This window comes from Deinococcus depolymerans (assembly GCF_039522025.1).
Classification (GTDB): Bacteria; Deinococcota; Deinococci; order Deinococcales; family Deinococcaceae; genus Deinococcus; species Deinococcus depolymerans.
The window spans coordinates 374081-391726 of the sequence record NZ_BAAADB010000003.1; the positions used below are offsets into that span (position 1 = coordinate 374081).

17 protein-coding genes are annotated in these 17646 nt (G+C 69.5%); 9 read left to right on the forward strand and 8 right to left on the reverse strand.

Annotated elements, in window-relative coordinates; genetic code table 11:
• Positions 1-304: 304 nt before the first annotated feature.
• The 3 genes from ABDZ66_RS02125 (at position 305) to ABDZ66_RS02135 (ending at position 3518) form a co-directional block, all read left to right on the forward strand.
• A complete protein-coding gene (locus tag ABDZ66_RS02125; protein ID WP_343755526.1) occupies positions 305-1864 on the forward strand; it encodes a 2-isopropylmalate synthase in 1560 nt (519 codons plus the stop codon).
• Positions 1865-2472: 608 nt separating this feature from the next.
• On the forward strand, positions 2473-2796 hold the full coding sequence (locus ABDZ66_RS02130; protein ID WP_343755528.1) for a hypothetical protein: 324 nt from the start codon (positions 2473-2475) through the stop codon (positions 2794-2796).
• A gap of 20 nt (positions 2797-2816) precedes the next feature.
• A complete protein-coding gene (locus ABDZ66_RS02135; protein ID WP_343755530.1) occupies positions 2817-3518 on the forward strand; it encodes a metallophosphoesterase family protein in 702 nt (233 codons plus the stop codon).
• Positions 3519-3536: 18 nt separating this feature from the next.
• Here ABDZ66_RS02135 and ABDZ66_RS02140 read toward each other — a convergent pair whose 3' ends face one another.
• The 3 genes from ABDZ66_RS02140 to ABDZ66_RS02150 all read right to left on the reverse strand — a co-directional run bounded on the left by ABDZ66_RS02140 (position 3537) and on the right by ABDZ66_RS02150 (position 7367).
• Positions 3537-3944: an META domain-containing protein gene (locus ABDZ66_RS02140; RefSeq protein WP_343755532.1), complete on the reverse strand. Its 408-nt coding sequence runs from the start codon at positions 3942-3944 to the stop codon at positions 3537-3539.
• 341 nt (positions 3945-4285) lie between these two features.
• On the reverse strand, positions 4286-6082 hold the full coding sequence (locus tag ABDZ66_RS02145; protein ID WP_343755534.1) for a DEAD/DEAH box helicase: 1797 nt from the start codon (positions 6080-6082) through the stop codon (positions 4286-4288).
• A 295-nt stretch (positions 6083-6377) separates the two neighbouring features.
• Complete coding sequence (locus tag ABDZ66_RS02150) at positions 6378-7367, reverse strand: RluA family pseudouridine synthase (protein ID WP_343755536.1); 990 nt, start codon at positions 7365-7367, stop codon at positions 6378-6380.
• A gap of 209 nt (positions 7368-7576) precedes the next feature.
• Here ABDZ66_RS02150 and ABDZ66_RS02155 point away from each other — a divergent pair, with 209 nt between their 5' ends.
• The 5 genes from ABDZ66_RS02155 to ABDZ66_RS02175 all read left to right on the forward strand — a co-directional run bounded on the left by ABDZ66_RS02155 (position 7577) and on the right by ABDZ66_RS02175 (position 10980).
• On the forward strand, positions 7577-8308 hold the full coding sequence (locus ABDZ66_RS02155; RefSeq protein WP_343755538.1) for a ferritin-like domain-containing protein: 732 nt from the start codon (positions 7577-7579) through the stop codon (positions 8306-8308).
• Between the two features lie 28 nt (positions 8309-8336).
• Entirely contained in the window at positions 8337-9056 is a 720-nt protein-coding gene (locus ABDZ66_RS02160; protein ID WP_343755540.1) for a ferritin-like domain-containing protein, read from the forward strand.
• Between the two features lie 232 nt (positions 9057-9288).
• Complete coding sequence (locus ABDZ66_RS02165; RefSeq protein WP_343755542.1) at positions 9289-9549, forward strand: twin-arginine translocase TatA/TatE family subunit; 261 nt, start codon at positions 9289-9291, stop codon at positions 9547-9549.
• 78 nt (positions 9550-9627) lie between these two features.
• The gene (locus ABDZ66_RS02170) at positions 9628-10173 is read left to right on the forward strand and encodes an RNA polymerase sigma factor (RefSeq protein ID WP_343755544.1); all 546 of its coding nucleotides are present in this window, start codon (positions 9628-9630) and stop codon (positions 10171-10173) included.
• A 63-nt stretch (positions 10174-10236) separates the two neighbouring features.
• Positions 10237-10980 carry an anti-sigma factor gene (locus ABDZ66_RS02175; protein ID WP_343755546.1) on the forward strand — a complete coding sequence of 248 codons (744 nt, stop codon included), beginning with the start codon at positions 10237-10239 and terminating at the stop codon, positions 10978-10980.
• Positions 10981-11341: 361 nt separating this feature from the next.
• On the opposite strand, the gene ABDZ66_RS02180 is transcribed toward ABDZ66_RS02175, so the two are convergent.
• The 5 genes from ABDZ66_RS02180 to ABDZ66_RS02200 form a co-directional block, all read right to left on the reverse strand.
• A complete protein-coding gene (locus ABDZ66_RS02180; protein ID WP_343755845.1) occupies positions 11342-13129 on the reverse strand; it encodes an ATP-binding protein in 1788 nt (595 codons plus the stop codon).
• 47 nt (positions 13130-13176) lie between these two features.
• Positions 13177-14199, reverse strand: coding sequence for a nuclease (locus ABDZ66_RS02185; RefSeq protein WP_189065572.1), 1023 nt, complete (start codon positions 14197-14199; stop codon positions 13177-13179).
• A gap of 123 nt (positions 14200-14322) precedes the next feature.
• Positions 14323-14949: a Crp/Fnr family transcriptional regulator gene (locus tag ABDZ66_RS02190; RefSeq protein WP_343755550.1), complete on the reverse strand. Its 627-nt coding sequence runs from the start codon at positions 14947-14949 to the stop codon at positions 14323-14325.
• Positions 14950-15448: 499 nt separating this feature from the next.
• A complete protein-coding gene (locus tag ABDZ66_RS02195) occupies positions 15449-16384 on the reverse strand; it encodes a histone deacetylase family protein (RefSeq protein WP_343755552.1) in 936 nt (311 codons plus the stop codon).
• Between the two features lie 236 nt (positions 16385-16620).
• A complete protein-coding gene (locus ABDZ66_RS02200) occupies positions 16621-16797 on the reverse strand; it encodes a hypothetical protein (protein WP_168174535.1) in 177 nt (58 codons plus the stop codon).
• A gap of 68 nt (positions 16798-16865) precedes the next feature.
• Here ABDZ66_RS02200 and ABDZ66_RS02205 point away from each other — a divergent pair, with 68 nt between their 5' ends.
• Complete coding sequence (locus ABDZ66_RS02205) at positions 16866-17540, forward strand: hypothetical protein (RefSeq protein WP_343755556.1); 675 nt, start codon at positions 16866-16868, stop codon at positions 17538-17540.
• Positions 17541-17646: the final 106 nt, after the last annotated feature.

The window sequence follows — 17646 nt, forward strand, 5'->3', positions numbered from 1 at the left end:
CTGGCCCCTGCGGTTCCGGCCGTCACGCGGTCCGACGCGCCCCCCGCTCCGGGCTGTGAACGCAACAGACGGAATCCGCGTCACCCAAACGCCCGTATTCCAGACAACTCTTGCACCGGGCCTCGGCGGACGCTTACACTCCGGGTCATGAACGCGTTCGGTCTGCTTCTTCTTACCCGTCCTCCGGTGGAGTGAACGGCAAGCAGCACATGCCTGGAACGCCCCCGGAGGAACGCCCTCCGGGGTTTTTTCATGCCGCCCCCCGTCGCCCACGCCCCGCCCGCCACCCCACAGGAGCCGCGCCATGACCCAGATCACCGACCCGAACCGCATCATCATCTTCGACACCACCCTGCGCGACGGCGAACAGTCGCCGGGGGTCGCCCTGAACCACTCGCAGAAACTGGAGATCGCGCACCAGCTGGCCCGCCTGGGCGTGGACGTCATCGAGGCCGGATTCCCCATCGCCAGCCCCGGCGACCTGGAAGGCGTGAGCCGCATCGCCCGCGAGGTGCGCGGCCCCATCATCACCGGACTGGCCCGCGCCGCCCGGCCCGACATCGAGGCCGCCGCGAAAGCCGTCGAGGCCGCCGCTAAACCCCGCATTCACACGTTCATCGCGACCAGTCCCATTCACATGCAGAAGAAACTGCAACTGGAACCCGACGCGGTCGTGGAGCGCGCCGTGCAGGCCGTGACCTACGCCCGCACCTTCGTGGACGACGTGGAATTCAGCGCCGAGGACGCCACCCGCAGCGACATTCCCTTCCTGATCCGCATCTTCAGGGCGGCCGTGGAGGCCGGCGCGACCACCCTGAACATCCCCGACACCGTCGGCTACACCACCCCCGAGGAGATCCGCGCGATGTTCAGCGAGATCCGCGCCGCCATTCCCGCCCACATCATTCTGAGCGCCCACTGCCACGACGACCTGGGCATGGCCGTCGCGAACTCCATCGCCGCGGCCGAGGGGGGCGCCCGGCAGATCGAATGCACCATCAACGGCATCGGGGAACGCGCCGGGAACGCCAGCCTGGAAGAACTGGTCATGGCCTTCCACACCCGCCGCGACCACTACGGCCTGGAGACCGGCATCCGCACCCGCGAACTGTACCGGGCCAGCCGACTGGTCAGCCGCCTGAGCGGCATGCCCGTGCAGCCCAACAAGGCCATCGTCGGTGACAACGCGTTCGCGCACGAGAGCGGCATCCACCAGGACGGCGTGATCAAGGCCCGCGAGACGTACGAGATCATGAACGCCGAACTGGTCGGCCGCGAGGCCGCCGTGCTGGTCATGGGCAAACACTCGGGCCGCGCCGCGTTCCGCAAGGCCCTGACCGACCTGGGGTACACGGACCTGCCCGACGACAAGGTGCAGCACCTGTTCACCCGTTTCAAGGACCTCGCCGACCGCAAGGGCCAGATCTTCGCCGAGGACCTGCGCGCCCTGGTCGACGCCCGCACCGACGTCCCGCAGACCTTCACGCTGGAAGCCTTCCAGATCACCAGCGGCATGAACATGACCCCCGTCGCCTTCGTGCGCCTCACCACCCCCGACGGATCCGTGGAGGCCACCGCGCACGGCGACGGTCCCGTTGAGGCGGCCGTGCAGGCCATCAACCGCATCACGGGCATCGCCCCCACCATGGAAAGCTACCGGATTCAGGCCGTCACGGGCGGCGGCGACGCACTCGGCGAGGTCAGCATCAGCGCCCGCCACGGCGAGACCCTGCTGCACGGCAGCGGCGTCTCCACCGACGTCGTCGAATCCAGCGCCCGCGCCTGGATCCGCATCCAGAACATGATCGTCGCCGGCATGGGCGCCGAACGCCGCCAGGGCGAATTCGCCCCCGGCCGCATCTGACACGGACTCCGATTGAATGGGCTGCAAGGCCCGCTGGGTCCGAGCGGATGCGACTCGGAGAGCTGCTCCGCAGAGTAAGAGAGAGACGGGTTCCGGACGTGGAGCCGGCAATCCGGTGAAGTTCCGGATTGTTGGCGAAACAAACGGAATCCGTATGAGGTGATGGTAGAAGGGTGATGGGTTCGCCGCTTCGCGGCTGAAGGACGGGGAGACCGGGTGCACTGGTCTCCCCGTGGTATGCAGGAGGTCACATGATCCTGGAAATCGCCATGCTTCAGATCCGCCCCGGCCGGACCTCCGCGTTCGAGCTTGCCTCCGCGCAGGCGCAGGCCATCATGGCGGGCACGGGCGGGTAATCCAGCTTCCGGTTGCAAGGGTTGCAACTCTTCCCGGGCGGAATTGCAGAGCGTGCAGGAGAGAAACGCTCCTCCGGGCGTGGAGTTGACAGATCGGTGGTGTGTTCCGATCGCTTGACGAACCAGACGGCAGTCCGGATACAGGTGTCTTTATCCCGGCGGGTCGTTTGGTGCGGCCGGGCGTGGCAGCATGGGCTCGTGAAGACTCCGCTCCTGAGGACTGCATTGATCACGGGTCTGGTGATCGCTGCTGTGAATATCGTGTTTGCCGCGCTGGATTACGGTCTGGACCGGCTGCCGTGGTGGTTCTACGCCGCGCAGTTGCTGCTGCTGCCCGCCATGCTGCTGCCCATGCGGTACTTCCCGCAGGCGAGCGTCACCCCGGATTACCTGCGGCGCACGGGCCTGTTCGCGCTTGGGTGGGCGGTGCCGTACGCCATCTACAAGTTCGCGGATGACGTCCTGAGCCCGGTGTTCAGTCCCGGTGCGTCCCTGGTGGGGTACGTGGTGACGGTGGCGCTATTCTCGCTGATCTTCGCGGCGGTGCGGCGTCCCGGCGCAGGTGGTCGGCGCTGAGAATCGCCGTCCTGTCCGACGTGCACGGCAACGCCTTCGCGCTGCGGGCCGTGCTGAACGACATTCGCGCGGCCTCGCCGGACCTGATCCTGAACCTGGGGGATACGGTGTGGGGGGCTGCCGATCCGGCCGCCGCGTGGGCGTTACAGGCGCAGTTCGCGCCGCCCAGCGTGCGCGGCAACACCGACGAGCGCGTGGCGGGCCTGCGGGACGGGCGGGAGGGCATGCGTGAGTGGCTGCGTTCGCAACTGCCCCCGGACCTCCCCGTGCGACTGGCCGACCTGCCTGTGCGACTGGACGTGGCCGGAGGAGAGGTGCGCGCCGCGCACGGCAGTCCCCGCAACCCCTGGGAGGACCTGATGCTGACCGGGACTCCGGCTGGCCGGACCCGCCCGGCGCGGTTCGCGGAGTTGCGCGAGCGACTGGACGGCTTCACGGCGGACGGGGGAGGGCAGGTCTGCGTGGTGGGTCACACGCACCGCGAGATGCTGACGGTCGTGGACGGCGTGACGGTCATGAATGTCGGTCCGGTGTCCCGTCAGAAGGACGGGCTGCCGCTGGCCCGCTGGGGGCTGCTGACCCGCCGCGCCGGGTGCTGGACTCCGGAGTTCCGCCGCGCTGCGTACGACGTGGCCGGGGCGGCCGCCTGGGCGCGGGCGCACGCGCCGCAGCCGGTGGGTGCGTTCGAAGCGGCGTGGCTGAGTGCTGGCCGGGAACCCTGAGCCCTGCCTGACCGGCGTTCAGGGGGCCTGGATGGTCATGCGGCGGATGTTCAGCATGCCGGCCCCGGTGTCGAGGGTCAGGCTGTCCTGCACGCGCGTGGCGGTCAGGGTGCGGCCGGAGAGCGCCTTGAGCAGCGCCTGTTCCTGGGCGGCGACCGCTTCTGGGCAGGCCATGCGCGTGGTGTTGATGGCGCTGAAGGTGAGCCTGTTGCCGTTCAGGCGCAGCGTGCCGTTCAGGCGGTTGCAGCCGGTGGTTCCGGTCAGCCGACTGCCCTGGATGTTCAGCTGCGGCAGGCGGTTCTTGACGGGTACGGCGTCGGGGAGGGTCCAGCCGACGATCTTCCAGCTGCCGTTCAGGTCGGGGCTGAGGGCGATCTGGGCGGTGCTGGAGCCCAGCAGCAGCAGCGCGAATGTGAGTTTCTTCATATTGCCAATTGTCCTTCTCTGATGGCGGACGAAAGTGGCGGCCACTGCTTTTGCGGCTGCCGGGACTCCGGGCACCGAATAATACGGACTCCGATTGAATGGGCTGCAACGCCCGTTCAATCCGAGCGGATGCGACTCGGAGAGCTGCTCCGCAGAGAAGGAGAGAAACGCCCCTCCGGACGTGGAGCTGGCAATCCGGTGAAGTTCCGGATGGTCGGCGAAACAAACGGAATCCGTATAAGCCCCTGTTCTCCACAGGGAAGAACAGGGGCTTGCAGATTCGGGTTTTCAGGTGCGGGTCATACGGATTCCGTCTGTCCCGTTCACAACATCAGCGGAACTCAGCGTCCGGCAGGAACGAATTCGCGGTCCGCGAAGTCCTCGCGGGGACGGCCACCACGGTCGTCACGGTCACGGCTCCAGCGACCCTGGCCGCCTCCGCCACCCTGACCGCCACGGTTGCCGCCCTGGTACCCGCCACGGCCGCCGCCCTGACCCTGGTACCCGCCACGGCCGCCGCCACGGTAGCCGCCCTCGTCGCGGCCGCTGCGGCCGCCGCCCTGGTAGCCGCCTTCACGGCGTTCACGGGTGGGCTGCTCGAACAGTTCCGGCAGTTCCTGCGCGATCTCGACGGTCACTTCGCCTTCCAGCGGGCTGGCGCTCATCAGCTTCTGCACGAGTTCGCTGGGCACGTCGGCCACCGCGCCGCCACGCCACTGACGGATCTTGCCCAGTCGGCGGGTGTCGATGTCGGCGTTGCGGGCCAGCAGCGCCACGGCGCGGGCCACGCTCATGCGCTCGGCGTGCAGGATGATGGTCGTCTGGCCTTCCTCACCGCTGAGGAGGCTGGCGGCCTTCACGGGTTCGGTCACGCCGCTGATCTTGGCCAGCGCGCGGGCCAGGGCTTCCAGGCCCAGTTCGCTGAACAGACGCTCGGCTTCCGCCTGGAAGGTCTGCGCGACGCCGCTGTCGACCTTGCGGACCATCTCGGCGCTGCTGCGGGCGCTCGCACCCTGCACTTCCTTGGGGGTGGGCAGGGGACGCTCGATGAAGCGCACGCCGGTCACGCGTTCCAGGCCCATCACCTCGCGCTGTTCGCGGTCGCCGTACATGATGATCGCGGTGCCGGTGCGGCCCGCGCGGCCCGTGCGGCCGGAGCGGTGCACGTAGCTCTCGGGATCCTGCGGCAGGTGGTACTGCACGACCAGGTCGACTTCCGGGATGTCCAGGCCGCGGGCGGCCACGTCGGTGGCGACCAGCACGTTGGCGCGGCCGTTGCGGAAGGCACCCAGGGCGCGTTCACGCTGGCTCTGCGCGAGGTCGCCGTGCAGCGCCTCGGACTCGATGCCGCGGTGGATCAGTTCGTTCGCCAGTTCGTCGGCTTCACGCTTGGTGCGGGTGAAGACGATGGCCTTTTCCGGGTTGTAGATGGTGAGCAGGTCGGCCAGCACGCGGGTGCGGGCGCGGCCCACGCGGATCTTCAGGTGCTCGACGGTCTGCGCGGCCTGGCTCTTGCCCTCGCCGACCATGTCGATCACGATGGGGTTGTTCAGGTACTTCTTCGACAGGCGGTGAATGTCGTTCGTCAGCGTGGCGCTGAACAGCAGCGTCTGGCGGCCCTCGGGGGTGCGCTGGAGGATCGTCTCGATGGCGTCGGCGAAGCCCACGCTGAGCATCTCGTCGGCCTCGTCCAGCACCGCGAACTCGACGGCGGTCAGGTCGATGTTGCCACGGTCGATGTGGTCGATCAGGCGGCCGGGCGTGCCGACGATCACGTCGACGCCGCGGCGCAGCGCGTTCTCCTGGGGGGCGTAGGCGGCGCCGCCGTACACGGTGACGGTGGTCAGGCCCTGGCCGCTCTTGCTGAATTCCTCGGCGACCTGCTTGGCGAGTTCGCGGGTCGGGGCGACCACGATGGCGCGGGGCAGACGGCCACGTTCGCGGCTGGGTTCCAGCTTCGTGATGATGGGCAGCGCGAAGGCCAGGGTCTTGCCGGTCCCGGTACGGGCGCGGCCGATCATGTCGCGGCCCTGCAGGGTGTGGGGCAGGCTCTCGGCCTGGATGGGGCTGGCTTCCGTGATACCGCGCTCGGCGAGACGCGCCGCGAGTTCGGGCGCAATCAGTTGGTCAAAGTTCATTTGTGGTCCTTTCGGGAAAGCACAGCCCCAGTGACCAGCAAACGCCTTGAAACCCGGCATCACGCATGTCCTGAAAGTGGGGGCACTCTCCAGCCGCCCGGGTATCTCCCGCTGCGGCGCACGAATTGAAATACTACAGGCTTTCTCGCCTGATTGCAAGTGCCGCGCAGAAACACCAGCCAGTCGCGCAGGACTCCCCGGGGCACCGCCGGGCCGCGCCCGGACTGAAGTGATGTGCCGGTCAGTCTAGCGGAACACCGGGCCGTCCGGAAGTCCGGCGCGACCGCGGCCGGCGCTACCCGGCGCCCCGGACGTCCGGACGGCGCTCCAGGCCCTCGGGCAGCCGGCCGCCCAGTGTCACCCAGGCGCTCAGCATGTCGTCCGGAACCGGGGCGTGCAGCTGCAGCGCCCGCCCGGTCACGGGATGCGGAATGGTCAGAAACTGCGCGTGCAGCGCGTGCCGCGCCATCAGCTCACTGGGGCGGCCGTACACGGCGTCTCCCAGGATCGGGCTGCCCAGGTGCGCCAGGTGCACCCGGATCTGGTGGGTGCGGCCCGTGCGCGGCTGCGCCCGCACCAGCGTCAGCGTGCGCCCATGGCCGTCCGGGAGGGTGTCCAGCGGCGTGAACAGCGTCTGCGCGTCACGCGGCTGCGCGCCACCCACGGTCATGCGCTGCCGCTGCACCGGGTGCCGGCCCACCGGGGCGTCCACCTGCACGGCCTCCAGCGCCTTCCACTGGCCGGCCGCCAGCGCCAGGTACACCTTGCGGGTCTCGCGGTCCTTGAAGGCCGCCGCGAGCCGCGCGTGCGCCGTGACCGTCTTGGCGACCACGATCACGCCGCTCGTGTCGCGGTCCAGGCGGTGAACGATGCCGGGGCGGTAGCCGTCCGGGCCGTCGTGCCCGTCCTGCTCCGGCAGACTCATGCGGCCCAGCAGCGCGTTGACCAGCGTGCCGGTGGTCACGCCCGGCGCCGGGTGCGTGATCATGCCCGCCGGTTTGTTCACGGCGATCAGGTGCTCGTCCTCGAACAGCACGTCCAGCGGCACGGTCTCGGCCACCACCGTCGCGTCCGGCGGGGGCGGCACCGTCACCGTGAGCGCCTCACCGCCCCTCAGTTTCAGGGCGGGTTTCAGGGCTGCCTGTCCCGCCACCTGCACGAACCCGCCCGTGATCCACGCGGCCACCTGCGAGCGGCTCGCGCCGGTCAGGGCGGACAGCACCGCGTCCAGCCGGCCGGGCGCGGCGGTCAGGGTCCGGGAATCGGGGCGCGGCGCGTCATTCACGGCGCGCAGTGTACTCCAGGCCCCCGCCGCCCGGCGGGCTTCACGCGGCCTTCACGGTCCGGCGCACCCGTGATCCGATCCGCCGGTCCCCGCATATGGCTGTTCGAGCGAGGAAGAGGGTCGGGCGCACCGCGCCCCCCGACGCCAGATCAGGTTCCCACCCAGGAGGGAAGGACCGGGCAAGCGCGCACCGCTCAAGGGAGGCTTCAATGCCGGAGGACACCCAGAACACACCCGCCAACAGCACCTCACGCCGCCAGTTCATGGGATACGCCGCACTGTTCGGTGGAGGCATGACGCTGGTCTCCTGCGGGGTCACCTTCCCGGACCTTACCGCCGCCGAGAAACAGGACATCGACATCCTGAACTACGCGCTGACCCTGGAGTACCTCGAAGCCGAGTTCTACGCGGCCTTCGACACCGGGGCCTACGCCAGCAAACTGCTGAACCCCCGCGCCAAGGAGTACGCCAAGGAACTCGCGGCGCACGAGGCCTCTCACGTGCAGGCGCTGATCCAGACCATCCGCGACATCCGCGGCACCCCGGTCGCCAAGCCCACCTTCGATTTCAGCCCCCTGATCGGCAGCGCCACCGTGAACGACGAGCTGTTCCTGCAGCTGGCCGCCACCCTCGAGCCCATCGGCGTGCGCGCCTACCTCGGGCAGGTCGCGCGTCTCAGCAACCCCCAGCTGATCGCCGCGGCCGCCGCCATTCACGCCGTCGAAGCCGACCACGTCTCCGGTGTGCAGGAACTCCGCGTCAAGCTGGGCTTCAACCGCGCCCCCGAACGGCAGACCGACATCGCCCCGCAGAGCGCCGCCAAGCCCACCAGCACCAGTGCCGCCGACTTCGACGCGAACTACTCGCCGACGCCCACGGCGTTCTGGAAGCCCCTGACCATGGCGGAAGTCCTCGCGATCGTCAAGCCCGTCATCAAGTAAAGCGGCCCCGCACGGAAAGGAGACCACCATGACCACACCCAACCGCCGTTCCTTCCTGAAATTCGCCGGTGCCAGCGCCGGAGCCCTGACCCTGGGCGGCCTGAGCCTGCCCGCGCTGGCCGCCACCAGCGTCAGCACCAAGAGCGCCGCGCAGGACCTGACCATCCTGAACTACGCCCTGACCCTGGAGTACCTGGAAGCCGAGTTCTACACCGCCTTCTCCAGCGGAGCGCTGGCCGGCAAGCTCACGGACGCCCGCGTCAAGTCCTACGCACGCCAGCTGGCAGCGCACGAGGTCGCGCACGTGGACGCCCTCAAGCAGACCATCACCAGCCTCGGCGGGACCCCGGTCGCCAAACCCACCTTCGACTTCAGCCCCCTGATCGGGGACGGCAGCACCCAGAACGACCGCTCGTTCCTGCAGCTCGCCGCCACCCTCGAACCGGTCGGCGTGCGCGCCTACCTGGGCCAGGCGGACAAACTCATGAACGGCGCGGTCCTGACGGCCGCCGCCAGCATCCTGGCAGTCGAGGCCAACCACGCCAGCGGCATCCAGGAACTCCGGACGCAGATGGGCTTCAACACCAAACCCACCCGCCAGACCGGCCGCGCCCCGCAGAGTGACGCGAAACCCAGCAGCACCAGCGTCGCGGACTTCGACGCGGACTTCTCGCCCACGCCCACGGACTTCTGGGTCCCGCTGAGCATGGACGAGGTCCTGGCGATCGTCAAACCGTTGATCAAGTAATACGGATTCCGTTTGTTTCGCCGACAATCCGGAACTCCACCGGATTGCCGACTCCACGTCCGGAACCCGCCAAGCTCCCACTCGCTTCGCCCGGACCCAGCGGGCTTTGCAGCCCATTCAATCGGAGTCCGTATAAGGCCCGGTCAGGGCCAGCCTGACCCCCCCCGGGTGCAGAGGGGACGGGACGCCAGCGTCCCTCCCCCGGCCCCACCCCTGAACGAAGGAGAACCCCATGCCCAACATCGGCGCCCCTGAACTGATTGTGATCCTGCTTGTCGCCCTGGTCGTCTTCGGACCGCGCAAACTCCCGGAACTCGGCAAGAGCCTCGGGCACGGCCTGCGCGAATTCCGGAAGAGCACCCAGGGCCTCAAGGACAGCATGAACATCGACGCGCCTGCCCCGCAGGTAACCCAGCCCGCACCGGTCGCGGTCGCGGCGGCCGTGCCCGCGTCGGCCGCCGTGCCGGCCACCAGCGTCACCCCGCAGGCCTGACGGAAGAACACCACGGCGCGAAGGGGGTATTTCAGACCAACCGCCTCCCGGCCCGCCTGATAGGCTGACCAGCAACCCATGAGCCTGCCTTCCCTTCATCCAGACCTGCCCGACGAGGCCCTCATCCAGTCGATGGCCCAGGGCCGCGAGGACGCCCTGCAGGAACTGCACCGCCGCTACGCACGGCTGCTGTACTCGCTGGGGCACCGCATGCTCCGTCAGACCGACGACGTGGAAAGCTGCGTGCAGGACGCCTTCATGAACGCCTGGCGGCACGCCGCCCGCTTCGACGCGCAGCGCGCCAGCGCCAAGACCTGGCTGGTCAGCATCGCCCACCACCGCTTCTTGCAGGAACTCCGCGACCGGCCCGACACCAACCTGGAAATCGAGGACTGGGACGCCCCCACCACCGCCGCCGATCCCGCCGACCGCATTCTGGCCGAACGCGCCGTGCAGGGCCTCGAAGGGCCGCACCGGGAACTGGTCGAACTCGCGTACTACCGCGGCTACTCGCACAGCGAACTCGCGATCATCACGGGCCTTCCCGTCGGTACGGTAAAGTCTCGGTTGCGCTCGGCGATCGACCGGATGCGCACCCACCTGGGTGCCGGCGGCCCCGCTTGACCGCCGCTGCACGCCAGCGCCCCTCCCGCTCCCCCCACCATGATCAAGGCAGGTGAATAACACGTGACCATAAACCGAGACGACCTTCTGGCCCTGGCATTGGGCCTGTTGACCCCCGAGGAGGAGGCGCGTGTCCAGGCCGCCCTGAACGCCGATCCGGCCCTGCAGGCCGAGTACCGCGCGGACCTGGAAGCCCTGCACCGCCTGCCGGACGACCTGCCCGCCGCAGACGTGCCGGACGGGGCCGAGGAGAGGCTGCTGGCCCGCCTGCAGTCCGAGCGTCTGACCACCCACCCGCAGGCGGCCCCGCCCACGGCGAACGTGCCGCTGTTCCCCGCGGCCTCCGGGCCGGACACGACCGCGCCGGGACGCCCGGCGGCCCCGGTCACCGCCCGCTCCGCGTGGGGGAGCTGGCGCGGCGGCCTGCTGGGGCTGGTCGCGGCCATCACGCTCGGGGTACTGCTGCTGCGTCCGGCGCCCCCCACCGACACCCTCAGCGAGTTCGCGCGGACCCCCGGCGCGGTCACGCAGGAACTGTCGACGGCCGGGCAGCCGCTCGGACAGCTGATCCGCCTCCCGGACGGCCGCGCCTACCTGCACCTGACGGCCGCCGCTCCCAGCGAGCGCGCCTACCAGCTCTGGCGTATCCAGGGAGGGCAGCCTGTACCGGCCGGCATGTTCGACGGGCAGGGCATCCTGATTCCGGCCGCACAGACCGGCGCCGGGCAGACCATCGCGGTCAGCGTGGAACCCCCGGGCGGTAGCCCGCAACCGACCACACAGCCGATCCTGGTGCACTCCCTGTAGAGCACTGGCCATGAATACTGCCTCTTCATGGCCGGACGGACTGATACGGACTCCGATTGAATGGGCTGCAAAGCCCGTTCAATCCGAGCGAAGCGAGTAGGAGAGAAGCGGGTTCCGGACGTGGAGCTGGCAATCCGGTGCAGTTCCGGATTGTCGGCGAAACAAACGGCAGTCCGTATGGCACAGCGGCGAAGCAGCGAATGGAGGCATCGGAACAACAGACTTCCGATGCCTCCATTTCGGAGAACGGCTCCAGGCCGCTGCGTACCGCGGGGGCGGGTCCGGAGCAGGTTCTCCCGGCCCGCCCCCGCCTCATGGAACTCCGGTTGAGCCGTCTTCGCAAACCACTCAACCGGAGTCCTCAGTACAGCCAGTCCTCGCCGACCTCCTCGACCTTCTTGCCTTGCAGGTCGTCCACCTCGTCCAGGCGGGTGGCCCAGGCGGGGAAGGGGTAGTTGACCAGCACCGGGTTGGGCACGTCCGGCTGGCTGACCAGCATGGTGCCGGGTTGCAGGATCCCGGCGCGCGCGCGGAAACTCTGCGGCAGGAAGCGGTACTCGGGCCGCTCGGCCTCCGCGAGGTCCAGGCGGCCCACCACGCGGATCGCGGCGTTCGACACGATGCGCCGCTCGACCTCGCTGGCCGTCTGCTGCGCGCCGATCAGGATGATGCCCAGGCTGCGGCCACGCTCGGCGATGTCCAGCAGCACGTCCTTGATGGGGCTGTCGCCGTCGCGGGGGGCGTACTTGTTCAGCTCGTCCAGGACCACGAACACCGTATCCTGCCGCCCCACGCGTTCCTTGTGTTCGAACAGGTCGCGCAGCAGCACGCCCACGATGAACATCTGCGCCGTGGCGGACAGCGTGTGGATGTCCACCACGGTCGTCTGCACGCCGGGCTTCAGCGGGTCCGGGCGGAAGCGGGCGGCCTGATCGGCACTCACGTCGCCGCGCACCAGCGGCGTCAGGTGCTTCTGCACGCCCCGCAGGCGGCGGATGAAGGCCTGGAGGGTGGCCGGGGACTGCTTGCCCACCCATTTGCGGTCGCCCTCGCCGTCGTTCGCGTCGAGCAGTTTGTACTCCAGGTACGCGACCAGCTGCGCGAAGGTGCTGATGCGCACGCTGCCCATCTCGTCGAAACGCACGTCCTCGTCCAGCACCTGCTCGGTGTCGGGCTGCCAGTCCTCCACGGTCAGGTACGGTGTGTCGGCCGTGCCGCCCGCGCTGGGCTGCGCCATGCGGTACAGGCGCTCCTCGATGCTGCCGATCACGAAGCCCAGGTTCACGCTCGCGTCCCGGTCCACGAACACGTACGGCAGCATGCGGCGCGCACAGAACTCCCGCAGCGAGTACAGGAACGGCGTGACCCCCTCGCCGCGCTGCTCGACGTGCGGCACGATCGCCGCGCCCGCACTGCCCGGCCGGGGCGGCGCGAGGAACTGCACGTCCCGGAACGCCTCGACCGGCAGGCCCATCAGCGCGTAACGGTGGTCCGGGAGGCCCTTCTGCGCCTGAGCCTGCGCCTCGCGGGACTCGACCTCGCGGTTGCGCTTGTCCAGGAACAGCAGGTCCTCGCCCTTCACGTTGAAGATCAGCGCGCGCCCCGCCGACGCGCCCGTGCCCATCACGCCACTGCGGAAGATGGAATGCAGCAGGAACAGCGCATAACTGGTCTTGGTCGCCACGCCCGAGATCCCGCTGATGTTGATGTGCCCGCCGTTCTCGCCGTTCACGAAGCGGTAGTTGACCGGCAGCACCTGCCCGTCTGCCAGCAGCCCGCCGGGGAAGGCCTTCTCGCCCATCTTGTCGGCACTCAGGGCCATGCGCAGGTCGTCGCCCCGCGCGTGCCGCACCCCGTCGCCCGGCTGCGGCGGAATGAAATTCTCGGGGTTCACGCGCGTCACCAGCACCCGCGCCGCGTAACTCACGCTGGCCGGCAGCAGGCCCGCCGCGACATCCTGCACGTCACTGTCGAAGGTCACGCCCTCATGCCGGGTCCGGACGTGATCCACGATCCCGTAGAAGTTCACGAACGACCCGTCCGGTTTGCGCGTCTGCACGGCCACCAGATCGTCGAGTTGCACGCTCGCGCCGGGCAGTACCGCGAACCAGAAACTCACGGGTGTCACGTCCTGCGTGCCCAGCACCATGCCCACCTGCGCGCCCGTCACGTCCGGGCCGCCGAACTTCCGGTTCGTCACGCGACCCCCTGCAGGCCCGCGATGTGCGCCCGGATGCGGCGCGTCACGAGGTCCGCGCTGCCCATGCTGCGGCCCATCGCCTGTTCCAGCGCCGCCGTGGGAATCAGGTTCTGCGGCGCGCGCGGGTCCTTGTGCGCGTGACTGCCCAGCCGCCGCAGCAGCGTGCCGCTGAGGTTCGCGACCTGCCGGACGATGGGCGGCAGGAAACTGGGATCGTCCGGCGCGAACATCTCCAGGCGCATGACGCCCGCCATGGGATGCTGGTAGAACGCGGCCTCGCACAGCCGCACGTACCAGATCAGGCGCGTGAACTGCCCGTTGCTGTACGTCATGCGCATGACCGGGGTGCGCTCGCCGGGTTTCAGTTCGCTCAGCAGCGAGGCCCGGTCGGCCGGCAGGTACATGGTCTCCATGGTCTTCACGCAGCCGACCACCGCGCCGTTCAGGTTCCGGCCGCGCAACGTGCCGTCCTGCACGGTCAGGGCACTCAGCCACTCGCGGTCATCCTGATCGTCCGCCGGGACCCTGGACGCCAGATCGTGCGAGAGGTTCTGCTCGGCGGCCAGCATGTGCTGTTGCAGGACGTTCAGGGCGGCCAGGGCGTCCGTGCCGGTCATGGGCACGGGCGTGTACTCCAGCTGCCCGGTATGCGGGTGGCGCGGTGAGAGGGTCATGGGGTCGATCCGCAGGTCCGGGGCGTGCGCCAGGATGCGGGCGGCCTTCACGGCCCGCAGTTCCGCCTGCCGGGTGCCGTGCGGGCACAGTTCGACGGCGCCCACCACGTACGCGCCGAAGCCGCCCAGGCCGCTCTGGCCGTGGTCGTCCTCGATGAACAGGCGGGATTCCATGCGGCGTTTGCCGTCCACGACGAACACCTGCCGCAGCCGTTCCGGGATGGGCCGTGCGGGAATGGCCGCCCAGCGCGGCGTTTCGACGTCTTGAATCTCACCGTTGAAGTCCTTAAGGGTCAGTTGCCCGCCCTCGATGTCCACGGGCCAGGGGTCCAGGCGAATACGCATGCCCGCAATTCTACGCGCCGGACAGAATGTCTGACCGTTGCTCTGGTGCGCCGTGGCTCCGGTGACGCGAGAACGCCGCCAGTCCTCACTCGGACGGGCGGCGCTGGTGGGGTGATGCGGTGTTCAGCCGTGGTAGCCGCTCAGGAGGCGCAGGCCGTCCTCGTCGGTCAGGGTCAGGCAGCGGTAGGCGGGGCTCAGCAGGCCGTCGTCGCGCATCTCGCCGATCAGTTTGCTGACGCTCTCACGGGTGGCGCCGGTGCCCTCGGCGATCAGTTCGTGCGTGGCCCGCACGAAGCGGGTGCCGTCGCTGTGGGCGCCGCCCAGGGTGCTGTCGGCGAGGTTCAGCAGGTAGCGGGCGATGCGTTCGCGCAGGTCGCCGTCCTGGATGTGCACGCCGTCGGTCATCATGCGCTGCAGCTGGGCGCTGAGGCTGCGGGTCAGGTCCCACAGTTCGGCGGCACTGAGGTGCTGCGGGTGGATGGGGGTCAGGACCGTGTCGGTGAGGGCGACGACCTGGTGGCCGCGTGTCTGGCCGTGCAGGCACTCCTCGCCGAAGATGTCGCCGGGGCGGATGTGCCGCACGGTCAGGTTGCGGCCCTGGGGGGTGAGGCGCACGGCGCGCATCAGGCCGCTTTCCAGGCGGTAGAGGCTGGGGGCGCTGTCTCCGGCGTAGTACAGGGTCTGGCCACGGCGCACCGTGCGGTTCAGGTCGTGGGTCTGGGGCAGGGTGGTGGGGGCAAGGTACGTCATGGCGACTCCTGTGTGCTCGGGGGAGGATGGAGGGTGGCTGGTCCTGCTCGTGTGACCGGAGTGTACAACCCTTGTACAACCCTGAAACGTTCATGGCTCACAGTGTGAAATGTAAATCAATACAGATCGGAAAGTGCCGTCATTCTGACCCCGCGCGGGTGGGTTGCCAAACCCCTCCACTCCAAGTGAAGCGACCCAGAGAGCAGCGCCGCAGCGCGGGAGCCCAGAGGACTGCCAGGCATGAAGTCGGCAATCCGGCGTTTTTCCGGGCTGTCAACGGGACAGATGGCCGTCCGTATCGGGCACGGCTCGCCCCTTCCACCCCGCCCACCGCCGCGCCCCTCATCCGGACTCCGATCGACTGGCTTACAAAGCCGTTCCATCCGAGCGGATGCGACTCGGAGAGCTGCTCCGCACAGGAGGAGCAAACCGGGTTCCGGACGTGGAGCTGGCAATCCGGTGAACTTCCGGGTTGTCAGCGAAACAAACGGAATCCGTATCAGACCAGCAGGTCCAGCGCGTCCAGCACCACGCTCGCGTGCGCCTCGACCGTCAGCGCATGATCCCGGTTGTACCCCCCGGCCATCATGGTCACGACCGGCACCCCCGCCCCGCGCGCCCAGCCCAGCACCGCGCGGTTACGCTCGCGCACGCCGCCCAGCGTCAGCGCGAAGCGCCCGAACCGGTCCCCGGCCAGCACGTCCGCTCCCGCGAGGTACAGCAGCAGGTCCGGCCGGAACGCCTCCAGCGCCGGCAGCACCCGCTCCCGCAGCACAGACAGGTACTCGGCGTCCGTCACGCCGTCCCCCAGCCCGATGTCCAGCGAACTGACCTCCTTGCGAAACGGGTAGTTGCGCTCGCCATGCACGCTCAGCGTGAAAGCCCGCGCCTCGCCCGCCAGCAGCGCCGCCGTGCCGTTCCCCTGATGCACGTCCAGGTCCACGACCGCCACGCGCCGCGCCAGTCCGTCATCCAGCGCGAGGCGGGTCAGGATCGCCGCGTCGTTCACCAGACAGAACCCCTCGGCGCGGTCCCGGAACGCGTGGTGCGTGCCGCCCGCCAGATTCGCGCCCCACCCGACCCGCCGCGCGTCGTGCAGCGCCGCCAGCGACCCCCCGGCCGCCCGCCGCGCCCGCTCGACCACGCCCGGCGACCACGGCAGCCCGAAGGCACGTTCCTCGTGCCGGTCCACCTCACCGCGCCGCCAGCGCCGCAGCCAGTGCGGGTCATGCACGCGCGCCGCGTCCGCCCAGCGCAGCGCCGGGGTGTCCAGCACCGGCAGCAGCGGGGACAGGCGACGCCGCACCCCCTCGTACTTGTAGTACGGGAAACGGTGCCCGTCCGGCAGCGGGAACCCGTAATCCGCCGGCGAGTACGCACGGAACGCGTGCCGGAATGCCGGCTCTGCCGGGAGAAGTTCTGCGGCCTCACTCACGCCCCGCAGTCTGCCGCAGCCCGCCCCGCCGCACGGCAAGCGAAGCCACAGCCCACGCCCCGCCTGTCGCTGGCCCTTCATACGGACTGCCGTTTGTTTCGCCGACCATCCGGAAGTTCACCGGATTGCCAGCTCCACGTCCGGAGAGGCGTTTTTCTCCTGCTCTGCGGAGCAGCTCTCCGAGTCGCATCCGCTCGGATGGAACGGCTTTGTAAGCCAGTCGATCGGAGTCCGTATCAGTCCTGCCCGCGCAGGCCGCGCAGTACCCGGAAGCCCAGCGCGTCCACCACGATCAGCGTCACCAGCGAGCCCAGTCCCGCCAGCCACTCGCCTCGCCCGAGTTGCAGGATCACGCTCATCAGGCCGCCCAGGTTGATGCTGAGCAGCATCAGCACGACCAGACCGATCAGCACGCCTGCCCCCCCGCACACTTCCACCCGTTCACGGACCGCAGTGTACCCGCGTCCCTCACACTGGAGGGGTGACCCTGCGCCCCCCCACCCGTCTCGCCGCGCTGCCCCTCATCTGCGCGCTGCCCGTCCTGCTGTCCGGGTGCCTGCCCGCGCCGGTCGGCCCGGACCTGGGCCGCCTCGCGGCCGTTCCGGACGCCGCGTGGCAACCCGCCGACCTGACCGACCGCTCGCTCCTGCCGCAGTCGCGGGTGCTGCCGCTGCCCGAGGCGATCCGCCGCGCCCCGGTCGGCAGCGTGATCGTCGCCTGTCAGCACACCGGAGCCGTCTGGGGCGCCTGCACGCACCTGACCCGCAAGGTCAGCGCCGACAACCTCAGCGAGGAGACCGGCGTGGTCGGCACCGGCGCGCGCCTGCGCCCGGTCTCCAGCCTGCTCGAACGTGACCTGATCCTGGTCATCGACGCGGGTGTCCGGGAGACGCACCTGCGCGCACTGAACGCCGAGATCCGCCGCCTGAGCGGCGCGCCGTACCAGCTGAACGGGCAGCTGAACGCCTTCGACTGCGCCACCTACCAGAACGCCCTGCAACGCGCCGCCGGCCTGCCGGACGCCGTGCCCTTCGACCCGCGCTGGCGGTCCTTCCTGCCGCTCGGGGCGCTGCACGTGCCCGGCCACCGCCTGCTGTGGGCGGGGATCAGTGACCGCGTCACGCTCACGTCCCCCGGCCCCGCCCCGGCCCGCTGATACGGACTGCCGTTTGGTTCGCCGACCATCCGGAAGTTCACCGGATTGCCAGCTCCACGTCCGGAGGGGCGTTTTTCTCCTGCTCTGCGGCGCAGCTCTCCGAGTC

Excerpts from the sequence above, each read along its gene's own strand:
- ABDZ66_RS02170 (WP_343755544.1), top strand. The coding sequence starts at position 9,628 with ATGAGCCTGCCTTCCCTTCATCCAGACCTGCCCGACGAGGCCCTCATC.
- ABDZ66_RS02140 (WP_343755532.1), bottom strand. The coding sequence starts at position 3,944 with ATGAAGAAACTCACATTCGCGCTGCTGCTGCTGGGCTCCAGCACCGCC.
- ABDZ66_RS02125 (WP_343755526.1), top strand. The coding sequence starts at position 305 with ATGACCCAGATCACCGACCCGAACCGCATCATCATCTTCGACACCACC.
- ABDZ66_RS02155 (WP_343755538.1), top strand. The coding sequence starts at position 7,577 with ATGCCGGAGGACACCCAGAACACACCCGCCAACAGCACCTCACGCCGC.
- ABDZ66_RS02145 (WP_343755534.1), bottom strand. The coding sequence starts at position 6,082 with ATGAACTTTGACCAACTGATTGCGCCCGAACTCGCGGCGCGTCTCGCC.
- ABDZ66_RS02185 (WP_189065572.1), bottom strand. The coding sequence starts at position 14,199 with ATGCGTATTCGCCTGGACCCCTGGCCCGTGGACATCGAGGGCGGGCAA.
- ABDZ66_RS02180 (WP_343755845.1), bottom strand. The coding sequence starts at position 13,129 with ATGGTGCTGGGCACGCAGGACGTGACACCCGTGAGTTTCTGGTTCGCG.
- ABDZ66_RS02190 (WP_343755550.1), bottom strand. The coding sequence starts at position 14,949 with ATGACGTACCTTGCCCCCACCACCCTGCCCCAGACCCACGACCTGAAC.
- ABDZ66_RS02160 (WP_343755540.1), top strand. The coding sequence starts at position 8,337 with ATGACCACACCCAACCGCCGTTCCTTCCTGAAATTCGCCGGTGCCAGC.
- ABDZ66_RS02165 (WP_343755542.1), top strand. The coding sequence starts at position 9,289 with ATGCCCAACATCGGCGCCCCTGAACTGATTGTGATCCTGCTTGTCGCC.